This is a genomic window from Flavobacterium sp. (genome assembly GCF_027483985.1).
Lineage (GTDB): Bacteria > Bacteroidota > Bacteroidia > Flavobacteriales > Flavobacteriaceae > Flavobacterium.
In genome coordinates this window covers 43,948-62,681 of sequence record NZ_JAIXTJ010000050.1, presented here as the reverse complement: position 1 = coordinate 62,681, position 18,734 = coordinate 43,948, and the positions used below count along the sequence as shown (strand labels likewise).

Here is an 18,734-nt window from a genome sequence, read left to right as displayed (position 1 = left end):
TGACCCGTCCTAAAATAACTATACCGATTACTAAATAAATCCTATCATAGAGATGCAAATATAATTTTTAATCATTAACTCCATATACAAATATTTTTTTATGATAAATGCATTGTTAAGTTAAAAATATAATTATTAAATTATTTATTAAATATACTAGTTTTAAATTTTATTTGCATCAATAAAGTAATTTACATTTAATGATTATATTTGGAATTCTTATTTTAACTCAAACATTTATCACATAACTTTAATTCATATGTACAATACTGTTCCCGATCAATTAAGAAAATTAGCAGTTGACAATGTTTTTAGCACAAATACATATCAAAATTGTTGGCAAACTTGGCGACTAGAAATTCTAAGCCTTTTAGGAAAAAATTATACTGAAAATGAAATCTTAAATCTTGGAGACCATTTATCAGATATCTTTAGGTCAACTGGTGGCGGTGGACGAGGTCAAGGAGAATTGTCTGCAAGCGGAACTGCTTGGGAATCATTAGTTTGTTGGTATATAAACCTCTGTACTGCTGGAAGTCGAGTTGTTGCTGTTAAGAAAATGAGTATTGTCCCCAAAGCAATACAAGATGCAATAACCGTTAATTATGGAAATTTTGCTTGTAATACGGAATCTGACATAACAATATTAGTTTTTCCAGATTTACCTGAATACAACACAGACATAAATCAATTGAACATTATTAATAATTTAGGAATTCAAATTCAACCAATTGTGAAAAATAAATTTAATCTTGAACTAACAAATTATTTAGCTGAAAGAGATTTTAATCAATTTGAAATTGGAATAATACAGTGCAAAACAAATTGGAATGACAATGCCCAAATTCCTATGTTATGGGATATGATTTATTCAGCAGGTGGATTTCGCAATAGAAATATTACGATTGGTAGAAATGGATATAATATTCAAAATGCTCAAAGTTTTAGTTATTCTTTTGTTACAGTGCCTTCCAATCAAAATACTGTTTATAATCCTAATGGAGTTGCAGTAAAACGAGTTACAAATCTATCTGGCGGTAACTATTGGGGTAATCCTAGCATTCAAAATGTTGCCAAATCATTAAAGGAAATTTTTACAAACAATTTTCAGTCTGGTTCAAGATCTGGGTTAAGAACAGATATTAGAGCTGCGATACCAGAATTAACTGCTAATCATTCATTATCTTATTTTGGACTTTATTGAATATTCTTCAAAATTTCTAGAGCTACTGCTCTAGCCATTAATGGAGGAACTGCATTCCCAACTAATGTAAATTGAGGAACTTCAAATTTACGTTTATTTCCACCTGTGGAGCGTTTTCCTTGAAAAACAAATGAATCGTCGAACGACTGAAGTCTTGCCATTTCACGAACAGTCAAAGCTCTAGGATTTGAATAGTGAATGTAATCGTCTGCAATTGTCATAATTGTAGAACTTTGGCTTTCGGGTTTCAAAACTGTATAATTTCGCTTATCAGATTCTAAACCTATTTCCTTTAGATTTGATTTTGCAGCATCATAATTACCAGACTTTAATATAACATCTAATCTTTTAATAACATCTTCATTTTGCTTACTAGTTTTATGATTCTGTAAAGGAGCAACAAGATGCGTCAATGTATTTTCAAGTTCTTCAAAATTTCTAACATAAAAGGGATTCTTTGCGTTTGAAAATCGTCCATTCAAACGTCCTTTTCTTGACCATTCTGAATAGCTTAAACCATCATTTTCATTTGGTTTTCCGTCAATATTTCTCTTCTTTAATAATGATTTCATTTTTTCAGTTGAACCATTATATTGTGCCTTTAAATTGATTTTTTCATAATCAAATCTTTCATCATCATTTCCAATAAAATCTAAATCATAAATTGCTTCAAAAACATTAACTTTCTCATTCTGTGCAACAGTGGCTGGAATATTACTTATCAACTTTTGATCTTTTCTACAACCAATAAATAAAACTCTTTCTCGATTTTGTGGAACTCCATAATCTGATGCTAAAGCAACGAAAGGTTGTTCAATATTATATAACCTTATTTTAGATAAAATAGTTTCAAATTCATATTCTTTATTAACTTTAACAACAAATGAATTTAATCCTTTGACACATTCGTCAAAAGAATAATCAAAAATTTCGAGAGCAGTAATAATTTGAATTACTTCTTCTATGTAAATATCATTTGGCTTTAAATTATTAAAAGAAATATGAATTTTTTCAATAATAGTTTCTGGTTCGATAGAAGTTAAAAAATCATCAAAATCATCTGCAAATAAATCATTATCTAAATTAGAAAATGCTTTTTCATTAATTACTTTTTTTCTAATATATTCAAGTTCTTTAACCCTTTTCAAAAGATTAAATCCGTGACGAATTGTGCTAATATTTTTGTCTGTTTTACTTGTTTTATAGTCAACTATTTTTGGAGTTAAAATCCTAAACTTATTTTCTAAATTATGAATATATGTATTCTTTAAATTATCCAACTCTTTATCTGTTGCCTTTTCAAATTGTAAACGCAAATTATAACACTCTAAAATAAAAGAGTTTTTTAAATCGTTTTTTTTAAGATTAGAAACAAAAAATATCAGCTGGTTAAATTCTTTCAAATCAACAATCGACCTAATTTCTTGCAAAATCATTTCTTTAATTTTGCCTTGTTCTTTTGTTAAAATTCCTTTAACATTTTCCATTACAAAATACTTTGGTCTTAATTGTCTAATGACTTTTAAATAATGAGCAAATAAATCATCTTTTTTGTCAAACTTTTTTCTTTTTCCTGCTAAACTAAAACTCTGACAAGGTGGTCCACCACAAACTATATCAATTTCTTTATTTCCAATCTTCTTTAGAAAATTATCTAAAAAATCTGGTTCGGTAATATCTTGGCGAAGAAATTCAGCATCTAATCCAAGTTGATAATTATATCTTGCCAAATGTGTAAGTTCACAATTTTCGTTAATATCACTAGCTAACCTAAAATCATAATATTTATTTCCATATTCCGCCTGTAAAAAACCTTCACTAAATCCACCAGCTCCAGCGAATAAATCCACAAAAGTCACTTTAGATTTTGTTTCATATTCTTTTGGTGGTTCAGAAACTATGTTAATATCTGTATTTGCTCTTCTACTATTAACTAAAGAAGCTATTTTTTCTTTGATTTTTTTATCCGTGAAGTTTGTATGTGGCTCGATTTCAAAATATTTTTCAACTTCTTGCTTTAAGAAAATTAAAAACTTATTAATAGATTTATAAGAATATTCTGTTTCTTTTACTAACTGATTTGTGTTATCCCAATCTTTTTTCATTATTTTCTCACCAGTTGCAACTTTAATTTGCAAATCTTTTTGACGCAAAACAAGATGAATTGGAAACCTTTTGCTTTTATCAGCTTTATCAAGGTAAAATTTAACATTTATCATATTACGGACATTTTTACGGATACGGACAAATTTACGGACAAATTTTTATCTCGCAAGAAAAAATGCATATTTTTTTAAAAAAATTCCAACATTCCAAAAAAATGCAATATTCCAAATAAAAATTGTTAACAACTTCCTTATTAAGAATCTAAAAAATTATTACATTTGTAGTTATAATGGAGTTTACTCCTGAGTAAGTTATTAACAAAAAAGTTTTAGTAAATGCAAAACATTCCTAGTGTTGACTTGCGTGATTTCCTGTCGGATGATCCGACACGTAAACAAAAATTTGTAAATGAAATCGGAAAAGCTTTCGAAGAGATTGGCTTCGTGGCGCTAAAAGGTCATTTTTTGGATGACAAATTGGTTGATGAATTGTATGGAGAAATTAGGAATTTCTTCGCACTTCCTTTAGAAACAAAATACAGCTATGAGATTCCAGGTATTGGAGGTCAGCGTGGTTATGTTTCTTTTGGAAAAGAACATGCAAAAGGTCGCAAAGAAGGCGATTTGAAAGAGTTTTGGCACTTTGGTCAGTATGTGGACAAAGATTCCAAATATGCTGCCGAATATCCTGATAACGTTGAGGTTAAAGAATTGCCTCGTTTTAACGAAGTGGGAAAAGAAGCCTATCAAATGCTTGAAAAAACTGGTATTTATGTATTGCGTGCGTTAGCCTTGCATTTAGGTTTAGATGAATTTTATTTTGATCAATACGGTAAAGAAGGTAACTCTATCTTGAGACCTATTCATTATCCGCCGATTACCTCAGAACCCGAAAATGCTATTCGTGCTGCAGCACACGGTGATATCAATTTGATTACCCTATTAATGGGTGCGCAAGGAAAAGGTTTGCAAGTGCAAAACCACGACGGCGAATGGATTGATGCTATTGCTGAGTCAGACGAATTGGTAATTAATGTGGGTGATATGTTGTCGCGTCACACGAATAACAAACTTAAATCTACGATACACCAAGTGGTGAATCCACCAAGAGAACTTTGGGGTACGTCACGTTATTCTATTCCGTTTTTTATGCATCCAGTGAGCGATATGCGTTTGGATGTTTTAGAAAACTGCATCGATGAAAATAATCCTAAAAAATACGAAGATATTTCAGCAGGTGAATTCTTGTATGAAAGATTGGTTGATTTGGGATTGATCAAAAAATAATTTTTATATTTATATCTGAAAAAGGCATTGAGTTTTCTTGATGTCTTTTTTAGTTTTTATATCCCTATAACAAGCGATAATTTATGGAACGCGGATGACGCGGATTAAACGGATTGACGCGGATTGAAATTTATATTTTATGAGTAGTATTTTACATCGTGATTTGACAAAGTCGATTTTAAAGATATTTTATGATGTTTATAACGAGTTAGGATATGGCTTTTTAGAAAGAGTCTATCAAAATTCTTTGTATTATGAACTAAAAGAAAACGGATTTCAAGTTGAAACTCAAAAGAAGATCAAAGTTTATTACAAAGGAAATGAAGTTGGAGAATATATTGCTGATATAATTGTAAATGATTTAGTAATTTTGGAATTGAAAGCCCAAGAATGCTTGATTGAAGCCAACGAATTTCAATTAATAAATTATCTAAAGGCAACTGATTGTGAAGTTGGATTACTATTGAATTTTGGCAAAAAGCCCGAATTTATTAGAAAAGTGTATCAAAACTATCAAAAATAAAATCTGGAACAATCCTTATTATCCGCGTTCGAATATATAAAGGCAAAAAAAGAAATCCGCGACTATCCGTTTAATCCGTTTAATCCGCGTTCCAAAAAAATAATAAAAATGGATCTACAAGACCAATTAAAAAACCTATTCCCAGACCACGTGCCTTCTGCAGAACCGGAAGCTGTTGTGGAACAAGAGCACGAATTGTATGTTCAAAAAGAGCCTATGATTTGTAAATATGAAAAACGAAAAGGTAAGCCTACGACCATCATTTCTGGTTATGAAGGTGAAGAGGAAGATTTTAAACTTTTAGCCAAAGAATTAAAAAACAAACTTGCTGTAGGTGGTACGTTTAAAGACGGTGAAATCATTATTCAAGGCGATTACCGCGATAGAATTATGAAAATCTTGCAGGAGAAAGGGTTTAAGACTAAGCGTGTGGGAGGATGAGGAAGTTTTCAGTGGTCAGTTTTTAGTGGTCAGTGGTCAGTGATTAGTGATTAGTGATTAGTGATTAGTGATTAGTGATTAGTGATTAGTGATTAGTGATTAGTTAACCATAAACAACAAACAACAAACAACAAACAACAAACAACAAACAATAAACAATAAACAATAAACAACAAACAACCAAATGATACAATCATCAGAATTAATATTAAATCCAGATGGAAGTGTTTATCACTTGAATCTGAAGCCTGAGCATATTGCGCGCGACATTATCTTTGTGGGTGATCAAAATCGTGTGGAGAAAATCACTAAGAGTTTTGATTCTATTGAGTTTTCGCAGCAAAAAAGAGAATTTAAAACGCAAACGGGACTTTATAAAGGAAAGCGCATTACAGTGATGTCGACTGGCATTGGTCCGGATAACATTGATATTGTGATGAACGAGTTGGATGCGTTGGTGAACATTGATTTGGAGACTAGACAGCCTAAAACTGAGTTAACTTCATTGAATATCATTCGTATTGGTACTTCGGGTTCGTTGCAAGAAGATATTCCGGTAGATAGTTTTGTGATGTCGAAATTCGGATTGGGACTGGACAATATGCTTCGCTCCTATTTACTTGATGAGGTTTCTAATCCTGAACTGGAAGCCGCTTTTGTAAACCACACTAATTGGGATTTACGAAAAGGAACTCCGTACGTGATTTCGTGTTCAGAAAAACTTGAAAAGATAATCGAAAGCGACCAAATGCATAAAGGTATTACGGCTACAGCTGGCGGATTTTATGGTCCGCAAGGACGTGTGTTGCGTTTGAACATTCAAGACGAAGCTTTGAATTCTAAAATGGATACTTTTGAATTTGAAAGCAACAAAATTACGAATCTAGAAATGGAAACAGCGGCTATTTATGGATTAGGAAAACTGCTTGGTCACGAGTGTTTGTCGCTAAATGCTATCATTGCTAACCGTGCAAGTGGTACTTTCAGTGAAGATCCTTACAAAGCTGTTGATGAGTTAATTGCTTATACTTTGGATAAGTTGTCGAAGTAGTTTTGGAGTAGTAAGATTGGAGTATTAAGTATTAAGACTTTTTTAGTATTTAGATTTTAGTCTTGAGTAGTAATACTTGTTTACTATTAAGATTTGAGTGTTAATAGTAAATCTTGACTATATATTAAAATGGGACATTTTATTCAGAAACTATTTTTTGCTTTGGGTGGATTTGCTCGATGGATTTACTTTATGTTTTTGAATGTTGTTTTTGATAGAAATTACGAGAAGAATATCGGGTATTATTTATTTGAAGAGGAATTGCAGGATAATAGCGGACTGGATTCAAATAAAAAGAATTTTGTTCTTGGAATCTTTGTCTTTATTTTAATTATTATGGCCATCGAGTATTTTGAGTAGCTAAATTGAAATTAAACTATGCATTTAACTTTAGAAACCGAACGTTTATTGCTTCGCCCTTTAGAATTATCGGATGCGGAAGCTATGTTTGCTATGGATCATAATCCGAATGTGCACAAGTATTTGTGGCAAACTCCGACGCAATCGGTGGAAGAAAACGTTAAAGTTATTGAGATGGTTCAAAAGCAATATGTTGAGCACAACATTGGTCGTTTTGCGACGATTTTGAAGTCAACTGGCGAGTTTATTGGCTGGACCGGCATTAAGTATGTTACCGGTCACGTAGAAAATGGCAATACCAATTTCTATGATTATGGGTATCGACTAAACGAAAAATTCTGGAATAAAGGTTATGCAACCGAAGCTTCTGTTGCGTGGTTAGATTATGCTTTTAGGCAAATGAATATTAACGAAATGAATGCTTACACCCATTCTGAAAACGGCGCTTCTAATCATATTTTACAAAAAGTAGGATTTAATTTTGTGGAAGATTATCCTGATCCGCAAGGCGTGATTTGGAAATGGTGGCAGTTGGTGAATAGTGGTCAGTGAGCAGTGGTCAGTGGTCAGTGGTCAGTTGTCGGTTGTCAGTTTTCGGTTGGGAGTTGTCAGTTGTCGGTTGTCAGTTGTTAGTTGTCTGATTTTTAAAATTAGTGGATTGAAAATTTATTTTAGTAATGCTTCCCTTCTAACCTTTTAAACTTTTAAACCTTTAAACCTTTTTAAACCTTTAAACTCTTAAAACTTTAAACTCATAAACTCTTAAACCTTTTTAAACCTTTAAACTCATAAACCTTTAAACTCTTAAACTCTTAAACCTTTTTAAACCTTTAAACTCTTAAACTCATAAACTTTTAAACTTTTAAACTTTTAAACTCTTAAACTCTTAAACCTTTAAACTCATAAACTTTTTAAACCTTTAAACTAATAAACTTTTAAAACTTTTTTACAAAAATGAAACACATAAAAATCGCTGGTGTTCCAGAACATTTTAATTTACCTTGGCATTTGTGTATTGAAAATGGCGAATTTGAAGCCGTTGGTATTGACTTGCAATGGACGGATGTTCCGGAAGGAACGGGCAAAATGTGTCAGATGCTTCGCTCTGGTGAAACGGATATTGCTGTGATTTTGACAGAAGGTATTGTGAAAGATATTACGGCCGGAAATCCTTCAAAGATTGTGCAAGTCTATGTTGATTCGCCTTTGATTTGGGGTATTCACGTTGCGGCTGGTTCTGACTATCAAACCATTGCTGATTTGGAGCACAAGAAAGTTGCAATTTCGAGATTGGGTTCGGGTTCGCAGTTGATGGCTTATGTCAATGCCGATGCTCAAGGTTGGAATTCCGACCAGTTGCAATTTGAAATTGTGAACACAATCGATGGTGCGGTTGAAAGTTTGACGAAAGGTGCTTCAGATTACTTTATGTGGGAACGTTTTATGACCAAACCATTGGTTGACAAAGGTATTTTCAGACGCGTTGGCGATTGTCCGACACCTTGGCCTTGTTTTGTAATTGCGGTTCGCAATGAAATCTTGGAACAGCAACCAGAGGTAGTTAAGCAAATTTTGGAAATTATTAATCAAACTACATCAGAGTTCAAAGAAATTCCGAGTATAGATAGAACTTTAGCGACCAAATACGAGCAAAAAATTGAAGATATTCAAGAGTGGTTATCGATTACGGAATGGTCTCAAAGTGTGATTTCAGAAAAAGTGTTAAACAAAATTCAAAATCAGTTATTTGACCTCAAAATTATAGAGAAAAAAGGTACTTTTGCATCACTTGTAAAAGCGATATAGCTTTACCTGTTCTTACAATGTTAGAAAAAACAAAACTTTATTATCTCTATTTCAAGAATAAGCTTACGGTTAAAAAACCGTGGGATATGGTAATCATTTTTGTTTTAAACATTTTAATAACCATTCCGATTTTTATTATTGTTCATCAAAATATTATTGAATTGGAGTGGTCGCTACACATTGACCGCATCCTGATTTTTTTGAGCTTACTAATTGCTATACAATTGGTTTTAAGAGCAATGAAACGTATTACTCTTATTTCTATCTTTTTATATTTAATTGCCTTAATTTATGGCACATTGATTGGTGGTTATGGTTTTCAAACCGTATTTGAAGATTATCAATCAATGCTTTACACGATGAGTAATAATCCTTATCCTCAAGATATTATTATTGATCGCTTATTGCCATTTCCGAATAAATCTAAGGTAATTGATGCGATTGATTACACCAATCCGAAGGTTCGGAATTTTTCGTTGATGGCTGTCAACAAACATTTTAAAGAAGTTAAAGGTTATAATGATTACTTCACCATTATACAGTGTTTTTCGGTATTTAAAGAAATAAACACCAATTGGAATTACGTCAGCGATCCTAAAGGAAGAGAGTATATTGCTGAAGCAAGCGAATCGGTAAAATACCTCTCAGGTGATTGTGACGATCATTCGATTTTGATGGCTGCATGTATTAGATCGATTGGTGGTATTCCGAGATTAATTCATACGGATGGTCATATTTATCCCGAATTGTTAATAGGTACCAAAGCAGATTTAGAAACTATTAATTACTTGGTTAAAAAAGAATTGTTTACCTCAGAAAGTAAAGGAAAATCATTGCATTACCACATTGATGAGCGCGGCAATATTTGGTTGAATTTGGATTATACTGCAAAATACCCTGGTGGACCTTTTATGAAGGAAGAAATTTTGAGTGCTTTAACTTTGAATTAAATTATAATTTCTGTCAAACCAATACTATATATACTTTTTATAATCTATAGTTTAAAAAAGATTTTAATTGGTTAGTACTTATTGTAGTATCCGTTTCAAATGAATTTTGAGCTAGAATTACAAGGTCCGATTTTGGGGATTAGTCTTGCGTTTTGGCTATAAAAAATGGGGCTATAATCCAGTATAATTGTATTTGAACGTTTCGAATGCTTGTCAGCGGCTGACTTTTTTTTTATAGAGTTATTATTAAATCTTCTAGTGCATTTTTTACAGTCGGAAAATTTGTTGCAACTCTTGGATCCATAATGTTGCCGCCAAATCCATTTTGTTCTGTTGAAGCATTTATAATTAGTTTTTCCAAATTCTTCTTGAAGTCTTTTGGTTTGAACTCTTTCAAAGTCCAGATACAAATTACAGTTGTAAAATCATCTTCTTTATTTGTTGCTATTTTATTTATCAAGAGATTGATAACTTCTTCATTATTGTATGCTATTAGTGCCCTTGAAGCAGAAACTCTGTTGTGATAATTTGTACTATCATTAAAAAAGGGAATTATTAAGTTGAAATATTTTTCAAGTTTCAAATGAAATATAGTTTCCAATGCAACATGTTGAAGGAAAAATGTATTAATTTCATCTTCTCCAAATCCTGCTGGTTTTGTAGAAAGTGCTTTATCAATGAAGTTAGTTATTTGTTTTGTGTCGTACTCAAAATTATGATAATTGCTAAATATTGCAGTCATCGTCATTTCATAAACGTCAATTGGGACAGATGCTTGATGATATGAATGTCGATAAGTAGCGTAAACATTGTCGTCTTTAATGTAGTCGAAACCAGATGTTGGTGTTGAAATACAATACTTACCTTTTGAGTTTTTTTTGATAAAGAAATAGCTTTGTTTAATATCTTTAAAACTTGGAAATTCCGCGCCGTGACCAGCAGAAGTACTCATTATGTCTAACAAATAGAAGTCAGTTATTTCAATTTCTACTGGAAGTTTTTCTCCACCAAATTGTTTTAAGATTTTAATTTTAACTCCTTTTTCATCATCGCAGGAAATTATGTCAGCCAAAACGAAATAGTCTGCTTGTTTAATAACTTTGTCTGCCCAAGGTTCATCCCAAGTAGTTGCAAATGTTTTTATGTTTCCTAAATGAAACAAGATTGTTAAAATTACCAGTTTATTTATTTTATGCATCGTTTGTTTTTTTAAGGTTGCCGCTGGTGTTTGGCAGCTTGGCGATGTTGCTAATTAAGGAAGTCTAAACTTTCGGTTTATGACTAATTTTCCAAGTACAAAACCATCTTTAAATTAAGCCCAAAACCCCAATCTTGCCAAACTGCTGTTACCAGCATGTGTTTTACTCATTCTCACTTGTCAGTCATTAATTATTGCTTTTAACTTAAACGTTTTCTGTCCTCTGTCAGGCAATACAGAATTTATTTTGTTGCTGAAGAAGTCTTTTAAAAAATCCCAATCACTTGCATTCATTCCACCATTACCATTTTTGTCAAGATTGTCAACTATTTTAAGATTGCCAATAATTTCAAAATTGTCTCTAAATTTCATAAAGTCTTTTCTCCAAATTATTAGCCCATACGAACCTAAAAAGTATGGTTTTGTTTCTGGGTGTATTCTCCACATTTGATTTAGTTCGATGTCGGAATATTTAAAATAGTCATTCTTCGTATTTCCAATTCCCCAAAAGTCACTATGTAAAATGTCTTCAACTGTCGGTTTGTCTTCATTTTCATAAGTTAAAGCAGCAAAAGAAAAGTTCTGTGGACTTTTCTCTTTATATGTGCTTGTACAAAGCAAGACTTTATACTTGCCATCAGTCGCTTTAAATGTCAATAAGTCACCCTGATTTATGTCGGTTATTTTTTTCATTGAGTTGTCTGTCTTAACATTGCTGGTAACTAGACTATAGGCGCCACAAAACTATGTTAAACTTGTTTGTATACTTTTGTAATGAGCTACTACTTTTACTTATTTTATCAAAGATAAAATTTCTTGCAAGAAATAAACGTGAATTTACTACAAAATTCGCAATGGCGAGAAAAGTGTATTGGCAGTAGTTTTATCATTTTTGTATGCAATCACAATTTGTGTCGCCATAATATCCCGGTTTTCTATTTTCTGTTTTTATTTTTTTAAATATTATTGTGTCTGTTATAATTGGTTTTTTCCAGCCAATATTTGGGTCGGGATTTTTCTGTTTAAAGACTACTTTTACTTCGTTATCTAATTTACTAATACTAATATCTTTACAATTTTCAGATTCTCCAAAACTTTCATTTAAACTATTATCAAGTATTTCAAATGAGTATAACATTCTATTTGTTCCGATTTGTTTAATTGGGATTCTGAAAATAAAATATGAATTTGGTTTACTTATTTTATAAAAATCTTCAGAACTACAAGCATTATCGATTTTTACGATACTATTGTCAAAAAGTTTTAATTCAGTTTTATTTGGTTTGAATATATATCTATTATAACTCAAAATATTCTTATCCACGTATGATTTTGGATAGAAAGAGAAAAATATTAATGTGTAAGTTAATGTGTTTAATAAGCAGAGCAGAATGTAATAATTTTTCTTTAATTTACTTTTAAAAATTAATTTGCTGATACAAATTTCAGAAAATGAGATAATAATTAAAACTAGACTTAAGCATATAATAATTGTAAATATTTCCGAATTTTCATTTGGGCTAAAAACGCTTATGTTTATTCCTTTTTCTATTGCAATTTGATACAAAACATTAGAAATTGAGAAAAATATAAAGTTTGGAATTAGAGCTTTTTTAAATATTCCTTTTTCAGTTTCATTTTTTATTTTTAAGAAAATAATTGAAATTAAAACCGATATTAAAAACAATATGAATAGTGCTATTAATAAGGATAAAATTTCTTCAAATGATTGATTTAAGTACATTTATTACGTCGTTTTTCGTTCAGCGGAAAAATTACTGGCAACCAGACTATAGGCGCCACAAAACTATGTTAAACTTGTTTGTATACTTTTGTAATGAGCTACTACTTTTACTTATTTTATCAAATACAAAATTTCTTGTGAAAAGAGAACTTGATTTTAGTGCAAAATTTGCAATCTTTTCAAATGCCTTTGTATGTTGTACCTATCAAATATTCAAAACCTTGGAACCAAATTTTATTTTTTTTTAAAACAATTGCTTCAATAAAAGTAAAGAAGAGTCAAGCTTTAATAAAATGAATCATTTGCAACTTGAAAAACTCGTTTTTAAGCCATCAAAAATTTACGATTTTGAACTTTAGTTAAAATACAAACCTCCATTAAATCACTTTAAAAGATGTTGAAATTTTATGATTTATGATTTTGTTATTTAAAAATTGTGGTTGTGCAACAGCTACTGCTGTTACCTGCTGTTTTTTTTTTAGATTGACCAATTTGCTTCTACATATTTAATATTCCATTTTCCGTTTCTTTTTTCTACAAATATTGAATTTCCATAGCTGCTGTCATTATTTGAATAATGATCAAATTCTATGTAGGCTTTTGTACTGTCCGTTGAAAATATTGGAATAGAAAATTGTATATATTTTTCAGCTATTTTATTGTTTTTAGTTTGTTCTATTGTTTTAAATTTTCCCACAATACTTTTTGGAATTTTGAATGTTTTAAAAGTTTCATTTTGATTTAAAATATCGAGTGAATCATTTTTTAGGAAAAATATGTTTTCAATTGGATTTGATTTGTAAATTTTTTCAATACAAACTTCTCCTTCATTTGTAAATGTTTTTTCAGGAAGTTTTATACTTCTTATTTTATCGTTAGTTTTAGTTTCTACGAAACATTTATTATTTACAAGAATTTTTTTTAAGTTTAAACAAATTGGAAGTTCACTTTCAGTTGATAAATCCTTTACTATTTCTATACCTTTTTGATCAATTATAGTTTGAATAATATTAATAGATTCTTTTTGACGTATTAAATTTTCTTTTTTGCTATTACAGCTTAGCAGCATTAACATAAATAACAATACTATATTTTTCATTTTTGTCAATTTTTAATTGAAAACCTTTAAGGTAAGTTTTTATGAGGTTTTTCCATAAAATAGCGGGTAATATGTCTCGGCTTCAAAAAGTGGCGATGAACCAAGACCAAGCCTTTACAAATATAGAAAAAACTTTAAATTTATAACCTTTCTGAATTCTGATAAATCCCGTGCCACGCCATTTCTTGAAACCGCTGTTATAAGCCGTTTTTCTTCATTAAATCTTCTATAAAATTTTTCAATTCGTCTTTTTTAATAATGCTAAAACATTTCCAATTTTTCATTTCGAACATTACACCTTGATTAAGAAAAAGTAAAAAGTCCTTTTGAGTTTTCGAAAAGTAAATTCTTAAAGCATATTGTTTTTTTTCAGTTAAAACATCAAATTTACACTTTTCCAATTGTTTAAAGTAAACTACTAATTTCTCAGATTCGCATTTAACAAGTGTTTTTGAATTCATTTCTTTAGATGTAAATTCTTTGTTTTTTTTAGATTCTCCTAGCGAATATATTTCAATTTTTTTTATTGTATTCCAATCAATTTTTTCTTGAGAGTAACTTCTTTGAGATAAACTTATTAAAGTAATAATTGAGTATAGTATGTATTTCATTTTTCTATTTTTAATTTTATTATCAGTCTTTGTATATCAAATACACAAGAAAAAATATAGTGATACAAGTTTTTTTTAGAATTAATTTGGACTATTCAAATCTATGTATTTTTACAATTGTTATTTTTTTTCCTTCGCTAAGCCTTTATTTTATTCGATTTTTCATAAAATGGCTTATAACTAGACTATAGGCGCCACAAAACTATGTTAAACTTGTTTGTATACTTTTGTAATGAGCTACTACTTTTACTTATATTATCAAAGATAAAATTTCTTGCGAAATGTAAACGTGAATTTACTACAAAATTCGCAATCTTGCCAAACGCTTGTTAACTGTAGTTTTTTTTATATCTCAAGTAGAGTGTTTTCTATGGTTTTAATTACGCTTTCTGTTTCAACTTCTAGAGTGTATAATTTTCCAATTTGATTTTCAGGACAAGGTTCACGCCATCCTTTCCATAAAAACTTAAGCATTCCATCTTTTTCAATTAATGAAATTAAATAAGCGTCAATAGTTTCATCAATAGTTACTTGAAGTGTTCTGTAATCTTGGCTATCATCCCAAATCAAATCAAATATTTCAACGTCAGTTTTGTCTTTGAATACTTTATACTTGTCTATTTTAAAATTTCCGTTTTCAATTTCAGTTTTTAGAATTTCGATTGAATTTTTCCAAGTTCCCAAATAACAAGTTTCATTTATATCGCCAATAATTTTGTCCGCCAACATTAAGTGACAGGTCGCAATCTTTGAATTCTCATTATTTTTCAAATATCTTATAGCAAATTCTTTTTTTTTACCGTAATATTTTTCGTTTTCGTATTTCATAAAATTACAGTTAACGTTCTAGTACTACTGCGGGTTTGGGTTTTAAATTAAGATTTATTTTTCGGTTATCACTAAACTACCAAATACAAAACTAACTTTCCATTAAACCAATTGCCCAAATCCATTGTAGTAACTATTAAACCTCGTTATTTTAGCACTCGTTTATGTTTCAGTGTCCTTCCATTGAGTAATTCTACTTCAATCTCCAATTCTTTAAACTTTTCTAATGAGGTATTGAAATTTTTTGGTAACCAAAAAAAATAATTTTTTGAAGAAATTCTACTTCCTGAATACAATCCTCTATTGTCATATGTTCCTTTGTATCTTTCCCCAGCTAATGAATTGTACAAGTTAATAAAATCTTCTATGTTTTTTATTATATGATTTCTATTCTTAGTTATATCATTTTTGATAAGTTTTCCTCCGAGATGTTCTCTTTTTAAGTTTTCAATTATTTTACCACTTTTTTGTTCGTAACATTCGCAACTAAAATCATTTATATTAAGTTGTGCTTTGGTGTATTTTTCAAAACTATTTAACATTTGTGCTTCTTCAATGTTATATAATTTATCTGTAACGTCCAATGTGCTATTATTGTTTATAAAAACTACTTTAACTTTCTTTATTTTTTCTTTAGTTCCATCTAATCCTGGCTCAAAAGCACAACAATGACTTCCTTTTCGTGGATTTTCGTAATTTACGTTAAGTTTAAATACTATTCCAATTTTCTGATTGCTTTTTATAGTGTCAGTTACGTTAAAAAGTAAACAAGGAATATCCTTTGTTTTTTTTTCATAAATCATAGCTATATCAACCTTTTCCAATGAAAAAGTATCCTTTTCTACGTTTTCTTTCTTTTGCGAACAAGAAGCTATTAAAAAGACAGATAAAATATATAAAATGATTTTCATTTTTCTTATGCGATTTTTGATATAATGAGGTATAACGTGTCGCGGCTTCAAGAAGTGGCGATGAACCAAGACCAAGCCTTCAAAAATATAAACAAAACTTTAAATTAAAAACCTATGCTATTTCAAATAAATCCCGAACCACGCCATTTCTTGAAACCGCTGTTGGCAGTAGTTATTTTAATTTTATATTTTCTGCAATAGTTTTGAATTCATTTATATGTTCAAAATTATCAGAATGATCTGTTCCAATAAATTGATAAATTCCTTTTGGATTATATTTTATGAATTGATAAATTTTTTGTTTTTCACCATTTAATTCTCCAAGCATTTCCACTTTTATTATTCTATTTTCTCCTTCTAGATAATCCTTTTCAGACAAAATTTTAATTTTAATACTTTTTTCTTTGTAAATGTTATTTTGATATTTACTAATTAATCTATCACTATATGCTTTCAAATCAAAATCTTTTGAAATTGGGATTGTACTAATTACAAAATGTGTGTTTTTTTCTGTAATATTTTCTCCGCTTAAAGTGTAAGTTCCAAGATTTAATGAAACTGAACTTAATTTGAAGTTTGAATTTTTCAAGTCTACTGAATAATATAAATTATCTTCAACATTTATTTTTAAACCTTTGTTATAGTATGAACTTAAAACTAAATCCATTATTTCTTTTCTTTCTAAGTCTTTGTTCGGATATATTCCTGCAACCATAACAGCAAATGATTTATCGCCAAATACAAGAAAAATTTGTTCTTTTTCACCTTGTGGAGCAATTCCAAAGTAAGCATTGTATTCACCTAATTTAAATTTCTTTTTAACTCTTATATTTCCTCCTTTATTTTGCAATTCATCAATTTTGTTTGAGGTTTTCTCAATAATTGCATCGCAATCTTGTCCGATATATTCAATTACTTGAAAGAAATTATTCTGGTCTTTTTGGAACCTTTTTAATTCATTGTAATAAGTATAGTTATTTGATTTATCAATTAAAACTTTTGTTCCAAGAACAGTAATTTTCTTATCCAAGTCTTTTATTTCAATTTTATCTGGAATATTTATGTTTTGAGAATTAGTTTCACAACTAAAAGTAAATAAGATTAAAATAAATAAAATAGCATTTCTCATATATTGTCTAAAGTGTTGATTTTGTTCGGTTTTCATATAATTACTGCCAACTAAAGTATAAGCGCTATTAAAGTAGGCTAACCTTGTTTGTTTACTTTTAATGAGCTACTACTTTTACTTATTTTATCAAAGATAAAATTTCTTGTGAAATGTCATCGTGAATTTACTGCAAAATTCGCAATCTTGTCAAACGCCTGTTACCAGCAGTAGATTTTATTCCTCAAACTTTGTTCGAATACTTTTCGGTAATACTTTTCAATACTGAGATTAGAAATCCTAAAAGTAACATTGCTAAAAATAATCCAACGCTAAACTTTACTTCGATTGTCTTACCATTAAAAAATTTCATTCCAATAAATATTAAGGCGAAAATTATACTAAAAACTATACTATTTACAATGTTTAACACAAACTTATTCCAGTTTCTTTTCAGAATCCAATTTCCAACAACTATTTGATACAAGCTTGAAATTAATATTATTACAAATGCGAATATTAAATATACTGCAGTACTCAATTCATATATTTCACACGTTTCTAATTCAGCTTCGTTTGTCGCAAACTTGTCAATAACAAAAAAGTATGAGATAAAAAGCAACGAGCCAATTGTACTTGGTACTATGGTTTGTAAGATAGTTTTAGAGATTTTCATTTTAAGCAGGTTGTTTTTCTATTGCTGGTAACTAAAATATACTCGTTATATTACCGCCTAATATACAAATAAGTAGTTAATTTGCATTAAACCCTGATTTACCATTCAATCGCTTTTAGATTTTTGCTTTTAAGAAACGTATTGGTTTTGCTAAAATGTTGGTTTCCAAACCAAAAGCCTCTGTTGGCGCTTAATGGTGAAGGATGTCCTGTTTCTAGCACCAAGTGTTTGGTTCTGTTTATTTTAACGCCTTTCTTTTTGGCAAATCCGCCCCAAAGGAGAAACACTATATTTTCTTTTTCGGTTGCAATCTTGCTAATTATAACGTCGGTAAATTGTTCCCAACCTTTTTTTTGATGGCTACCTGCTTGACCTTCACGTACTGTTAAAGTTGCGTTTAATAGCAAAACCCCTTGTTTAGCCCAGCGTTCGAGATTGCCATTTTCAGGAAATGGGATGTTTAAATCTTGTTCGATTTCCTTAAAAATATTTACTAATGATGGAGGAATTGGTATGGTATCACTGACCGAAAAACACAATCCGTTAGCTTGACCATAACCGTGGTAAGGATCTTGTCCGATGATTACCACCTTAGTATTTTCGAAAGCACAATAATCAAAAGCAGCAAAAATTTGGTTCTCTGGAGGAAAGCAAGTTTTTGTTGCGTATTCTGATTGAACAAATTGCATTAACTCTTTAAAATAGCTTTTTTGGAACTCCTCTTCCATTCTGTTTTTCCAAGAAGCATTTATATCGCTTAACATATCTTAATTTTTTACCAAAAATATAAAAATCTATTGCATAATGCTTAACAACATTCGTAACTTTGGATACC

19 protein-coding genes are annotated in these 18,734 nt (G+C 30.1%); 9 read left to right on the top strand and 10 right to left on the bottom strand.

Annotated features, from left to right (window positions below; translation table 11 throughout):
- Positions 1-259: 259 nt before the first annotated feature.
- Positions 260-1,204 carry a hypothetical protein gene (locus Q0050_RS12635; RefSeq protein WP_298396380.1) on the top strand — a complete coding sequence of 315 codons (945 nt, stop codon included), beginning with the start codon at positions 260-262 and terminating at the stop codon, positions 1,202-1,204.
- Here the strand turns inward: Q0050_RS12635 and Q0050_RS12630 are convergent.
- A complete protein-coding gene (locus tag Q0050_RS12630; protein WP_298396377.1) occupies positions 1,198-3,423 on the bottom strand; it encodes a DNA cytosine methyltransferase in 2,226 nt (741 codons plus the stop codon). The two genes, Q0050_RS12635 and Q0050_RS12630, sit on opposite strands and share 7 nt — an antisense overlap.
- Before the next feature lie 222 nt (positions 3,424-3,645).
- Between Q0050_RS12630 and Q0050_RS12625 the strand changes: the two genes are divergently transcribed.
- The 8 genes from Q0050_RS12625 to Q0050_RS12590 all read left to right on the top strand — a co-directional run bounded on the left by Q0050_RS12625 (position 3,646) and on the right by Q0050_RS12590 (position 9,727).
- On the top strand, positions 3,646-4,596 hold the full coding sequence (locus Q0050_RS12625; RefSeq protein ID WP_298396374.1) for a 2-oxoglutarate and iron-dependent oxygenase domain-containing protein: 951 nt from the start codon (positions 3,646-3,648) through the stop codon (positions 4,594-4,596).
- Between the two features lie 139 nt (positions 4,597-4,735).
- On the top strand, positions 4,736-5,119 hold the full coding sequence (locus tag Q0050_RS12620) for a GxxExxY protein (protein ID WP_298396371.1): 384 nt from the start codon (positions 4,736-4,738) through the stop codon (positions 5,117-5,119).
- Between the two features lie 108 nt (positions 5,120-5,227).
- A complete protein-coding gene (locus Q0050_RS12615) occupies positions 5,228-5,560 on the top strand; it encodes a translation initiation factor (RefSeq protein WP_298396368.1) in 333 nt (110 codons plus the stop codon).
- A gap of 184 nt (positions 5,561-5,744) precedes the next feature.
- Complete coding sequence (locus tag Q0050_RS12610) at positions 5,745-6,611, top strand: nucleoside phosphorylase (RefSeq protein ID WP_298396366.1); 867 nt, start codon at positions 5,745-5,747, stop codon at positions 6,609-6,611.
- A gap of 129 nt (positions 6,612-6,740) precedes the next feature.
- Complete coding sequence (locus tag Q0050_RS12605; protein ID WP_298396363.1) at positions 6,741-6,971, top strand: hypothetical protein; 231 nt, start codon at positions 6,741-6,743, stop codon at positions 6,969-6,971.
- Positions 6,972-6,989: 18 nt separating this feature from the next.
- Positions 6,990-7,523: a GNAT family N-acetyltransferase gene (locus tag Q0050_RS12600; RefSeq protein WP_298396360.1), complete on the top strand. Its 534-nt coding sequence runs from the start codon at positions 6,990-6,992 to the stop codon at positions 7,521-7,523.
- A gap of 402 nt (positions 7,524-7,925) precedes the next feature.
- Positions 7,926-8,777, top strand: coding sequence for a substrate-binding domain-containing protein (locus Q0050_RS12595; RefSeq protein WP_298396357.1), 852 nt, complete (start codon positions 7,926-7,928; stop codon positions 8,775-8,777).
- A gap of 17 nt (positions 8,778-8,794) precedes the next feature.
- Entirely contained in the window at positions 8,795-9,727 is a 933-nt protein-coding gene (locus tag Q0050_RS12590) for a transglutaminase (RefSeq protein WP_298396354.1), read from the top strand.
- Between the two features lie 232 nt (positions 9,728-9,959).
- On the opposite strand, the gene Q0050_RS12585 is transcribed toward Q0050_RS12590, so the two are convergent.
- The 9 genes from Q0050_RS12585 to ung form a co-directional block, all read right to left on the bottom strand.
- The gene (locus Q0050_RS12585) at positions 9,960-10,925 is read right to left on the bottom strand and encodes a hypothetical protein (RefSeq protein ID WP_298396351.1); all 966 of its coding nucleotides are present in this window, start codon (positions 10,923-10,925) and stop codon (positions 9,960-9,962) included.
- Between the two features lie 180 nt (positions 10,926-11,105).
- Positions 11,106-11,618 carry a hypothetical protein gene (locus tag Q0050_RS12580; RefSeq protein ID WP_298396350.1) on the bottom strand — a complete coding sequence of 171 codons (513 nt, stop codon included), beginning with the start codon at positions 11,616-11,618 and terminating at the stop codon, positions 11,106-11,108.
- Between the two features lie 193 nt (positions 11,619-11,811).
- On the bottom strand, positions 11,812-12,669 hold the full coding sequence (locus Q0050_RS12575) for a hypothetical protein (protein ID WP_298396348.1): 858 nt from the start codon (positions 12,667-12,669) through the stop codon (positions 11,812-11,814).
- 478 nt (positions 12,670-13,147) lie between these two features.
- Entirely contained in the window at positions 13,148-13,768 is a 621-nt protein-coding gene (locus tag Q0050_RS12570; protein ID WP_298396347.1) for a hypothetical protein, read from the bottom strand.
- A 197-nt stretch (positions 13,769-13,965) separates the two neighbouring features.
- Positions 13,966-14,379 (bottom strand): hypothetical protein, encoded by a 414-nt coding sequence (locus tag Q0050_RS12565; protein WP_298396346.1) that lies wholly within the window; start codon positions 14,377-14,379, stop codon positions 13,966-13,968.
- 345 nt (positions 14,380-14,724) lie between these two features.
- The gene (locus Q0050_RS12560) at positions 14,725-15,207 is read right to left on the bottom strand and encodes a hypothetical protein (RefSeq protein WP_298396344.1); all 483 of its coding nucleotides are present in this window, start codon (positions 15,205-15,207) and stop codon (positions 14,725-14,727) included.
- Positions 15,208-15,353: 146 nt separating this feature from the next.
- On the bottom strand, positions 15,354-16,118 hold the full coding sequence (locus tag Q0050_RS12555) for a hypothetical protein (protein WP_298396342.1): 765 nt from the start codon (positions 16,116-16,118) through the stop codon (positions 15,354-15,356).
- A gap of 172 nt (positions 16,119-16,290) precedes the next feature.
- Positions 16,291-17,283, bottom strand: coding sequence for a hypothetical protein (locus tag Q0050_RS12550; protein WP_298396341.1), 993 nt, complete (start codon positions 17,281-17,283; stop codon positions 16,291-16,293).
- 714 nt (positions 17,284-17,997) lie between these two features.
- Positions 17,998-18,663, bottom strand: coding sequence for a uracil-DNA glycosylase (ung, locus tag Q0050_RS12545; protein ID WP_298396339.1), 666 nt, complete (start codon positions 18,661-18,663; stop codon positions 17,998-18,000).
- Positions 18,664-18,734: the final 71 nt, after the last annotated feature.

Coding starts and splice junctions, on each gene's coding strand:
- Q0050_RS12635 (WP_298396380.1), top strand. CDS start 260: ATGTACAATACTGTTCCCGATCAATTAAGAAAATTAGCAGTTGACAAT.
- Q0050_RS12630 (WP_298396377.1), bottom strand. CDS start 3,423: ATGATAAATGTTAAATTTTACCTTGATAAAGCTGATAAAAGCAAAAGG.
- Q0050_RS12625 (WP_298396374.1), top strand. CDS start 3,646: ATGCAAAACATTCCTAGTGTTGACTTGCGTGATTTCCTGTCGGATGAT.
- Q0050_RS12620 (WP_298396371.1), top strand. CDS start 4,736: ATGAGTAGTATTTTACATCGTGATTTGACAAAGTCGATTTTAAAGATA.
- Q0050_RS12615 (WP_298396368.1), top strand. CDS start 5,228: ATGGATCTACAAGACCAATTAAAAAACCTATTCCCAGACCACGTGCCT.
- Q0050_RS12610 (WP_298396366.1), top strand. CDS start 5,745: ATGATACAATCATCAGAATTAATATTAAATCCAGATGGAAGTGTTTAT.
- Q0050_RS12605 (WP_298396363.1), top strand. CDS start 6,741: ATGGGACATTTTATTCAGAAACTATTTTTTGCTTTGGGTGGATTTGCT.
- Q0050_RS12600 (WP_298396360.1), top strand. CDS start 6,990: ATGCATTTAACTTTAGAAACCGAACGTTTATTGCTTCGCCCTTTAGAA.
- Q0050_RS12595 (WP_298396357.1), top strand. CDS start 7,926: ATGAAACACATAAAAATCGCTGGTGTTCCAGAACATTTTAATTTACCT.
- Q0050_RS12590 (WP_298396354.1), top strand. CDS start 8,795: ATGTTAGAAAAAACAAAACTTTATTATCTCTATTTCAAGAATAAGCTT.
- Q0050_RS12585 (WP_298396351.1), bottom strand. CDS start 10,925: ATGCATAAAATAAATAAACTGGTAATTTTAACAATCTTGTTTCATTTA.
- Q0050_RS12580 (WP_298396350.1), bottom strand. CDS start 11,618: ATGAAAAAAATAACCGACATAAATCAGGGTGACTTATTGACATTTAAA.
- Q0050_RS12575 (WP_298396348.1), bottom strand. CDS start 12,669: ATGTACTTAAATCAATCATTTGAAGAAATTTTATCCTTATTAATAGCA.
- Q0050_RS12570 (WP_298396347.1), bottom strand. CDS start 13,768: ATGAAAAATATAGTATTGTTATTTATGTTAATGCTGCTAAGCTGTAAT.
- Q0050_RS12565 (WP_298396346.1), bottom strand. CDS start 14,379: ATGAAATACATACTATACTCAATTATTACTTTAATAAGTTTATCTCAA.
- Q0050_RS12560 (WP_298396344.1), bottom strand. CDS start 15,207: ATGAAATACGAAAACGAAAAATATTACGGTAAAAAAAAAGAATTTGCT.
- Q0050_RS12555 (WP_298396342.1), bottom strand. CDS start 16,118: ATGAAAATCATTTTATATATTTTATCTGTCTTTTTAATAGCTTCTTGT.
- Q0050_RS12550 (WP_298396341.1), bottom strand. CDS start 17,283: ATGAAAACCGAACAAAATCAACACTTTAGACAATATATGAGAAATGCT.
- ung (WP_298396339.1), bottom strand. CDS start 18,663: ATGTTAAGCGATATAAATGCTTCTTGGAAAAACAGAATGGAAGAGGAG.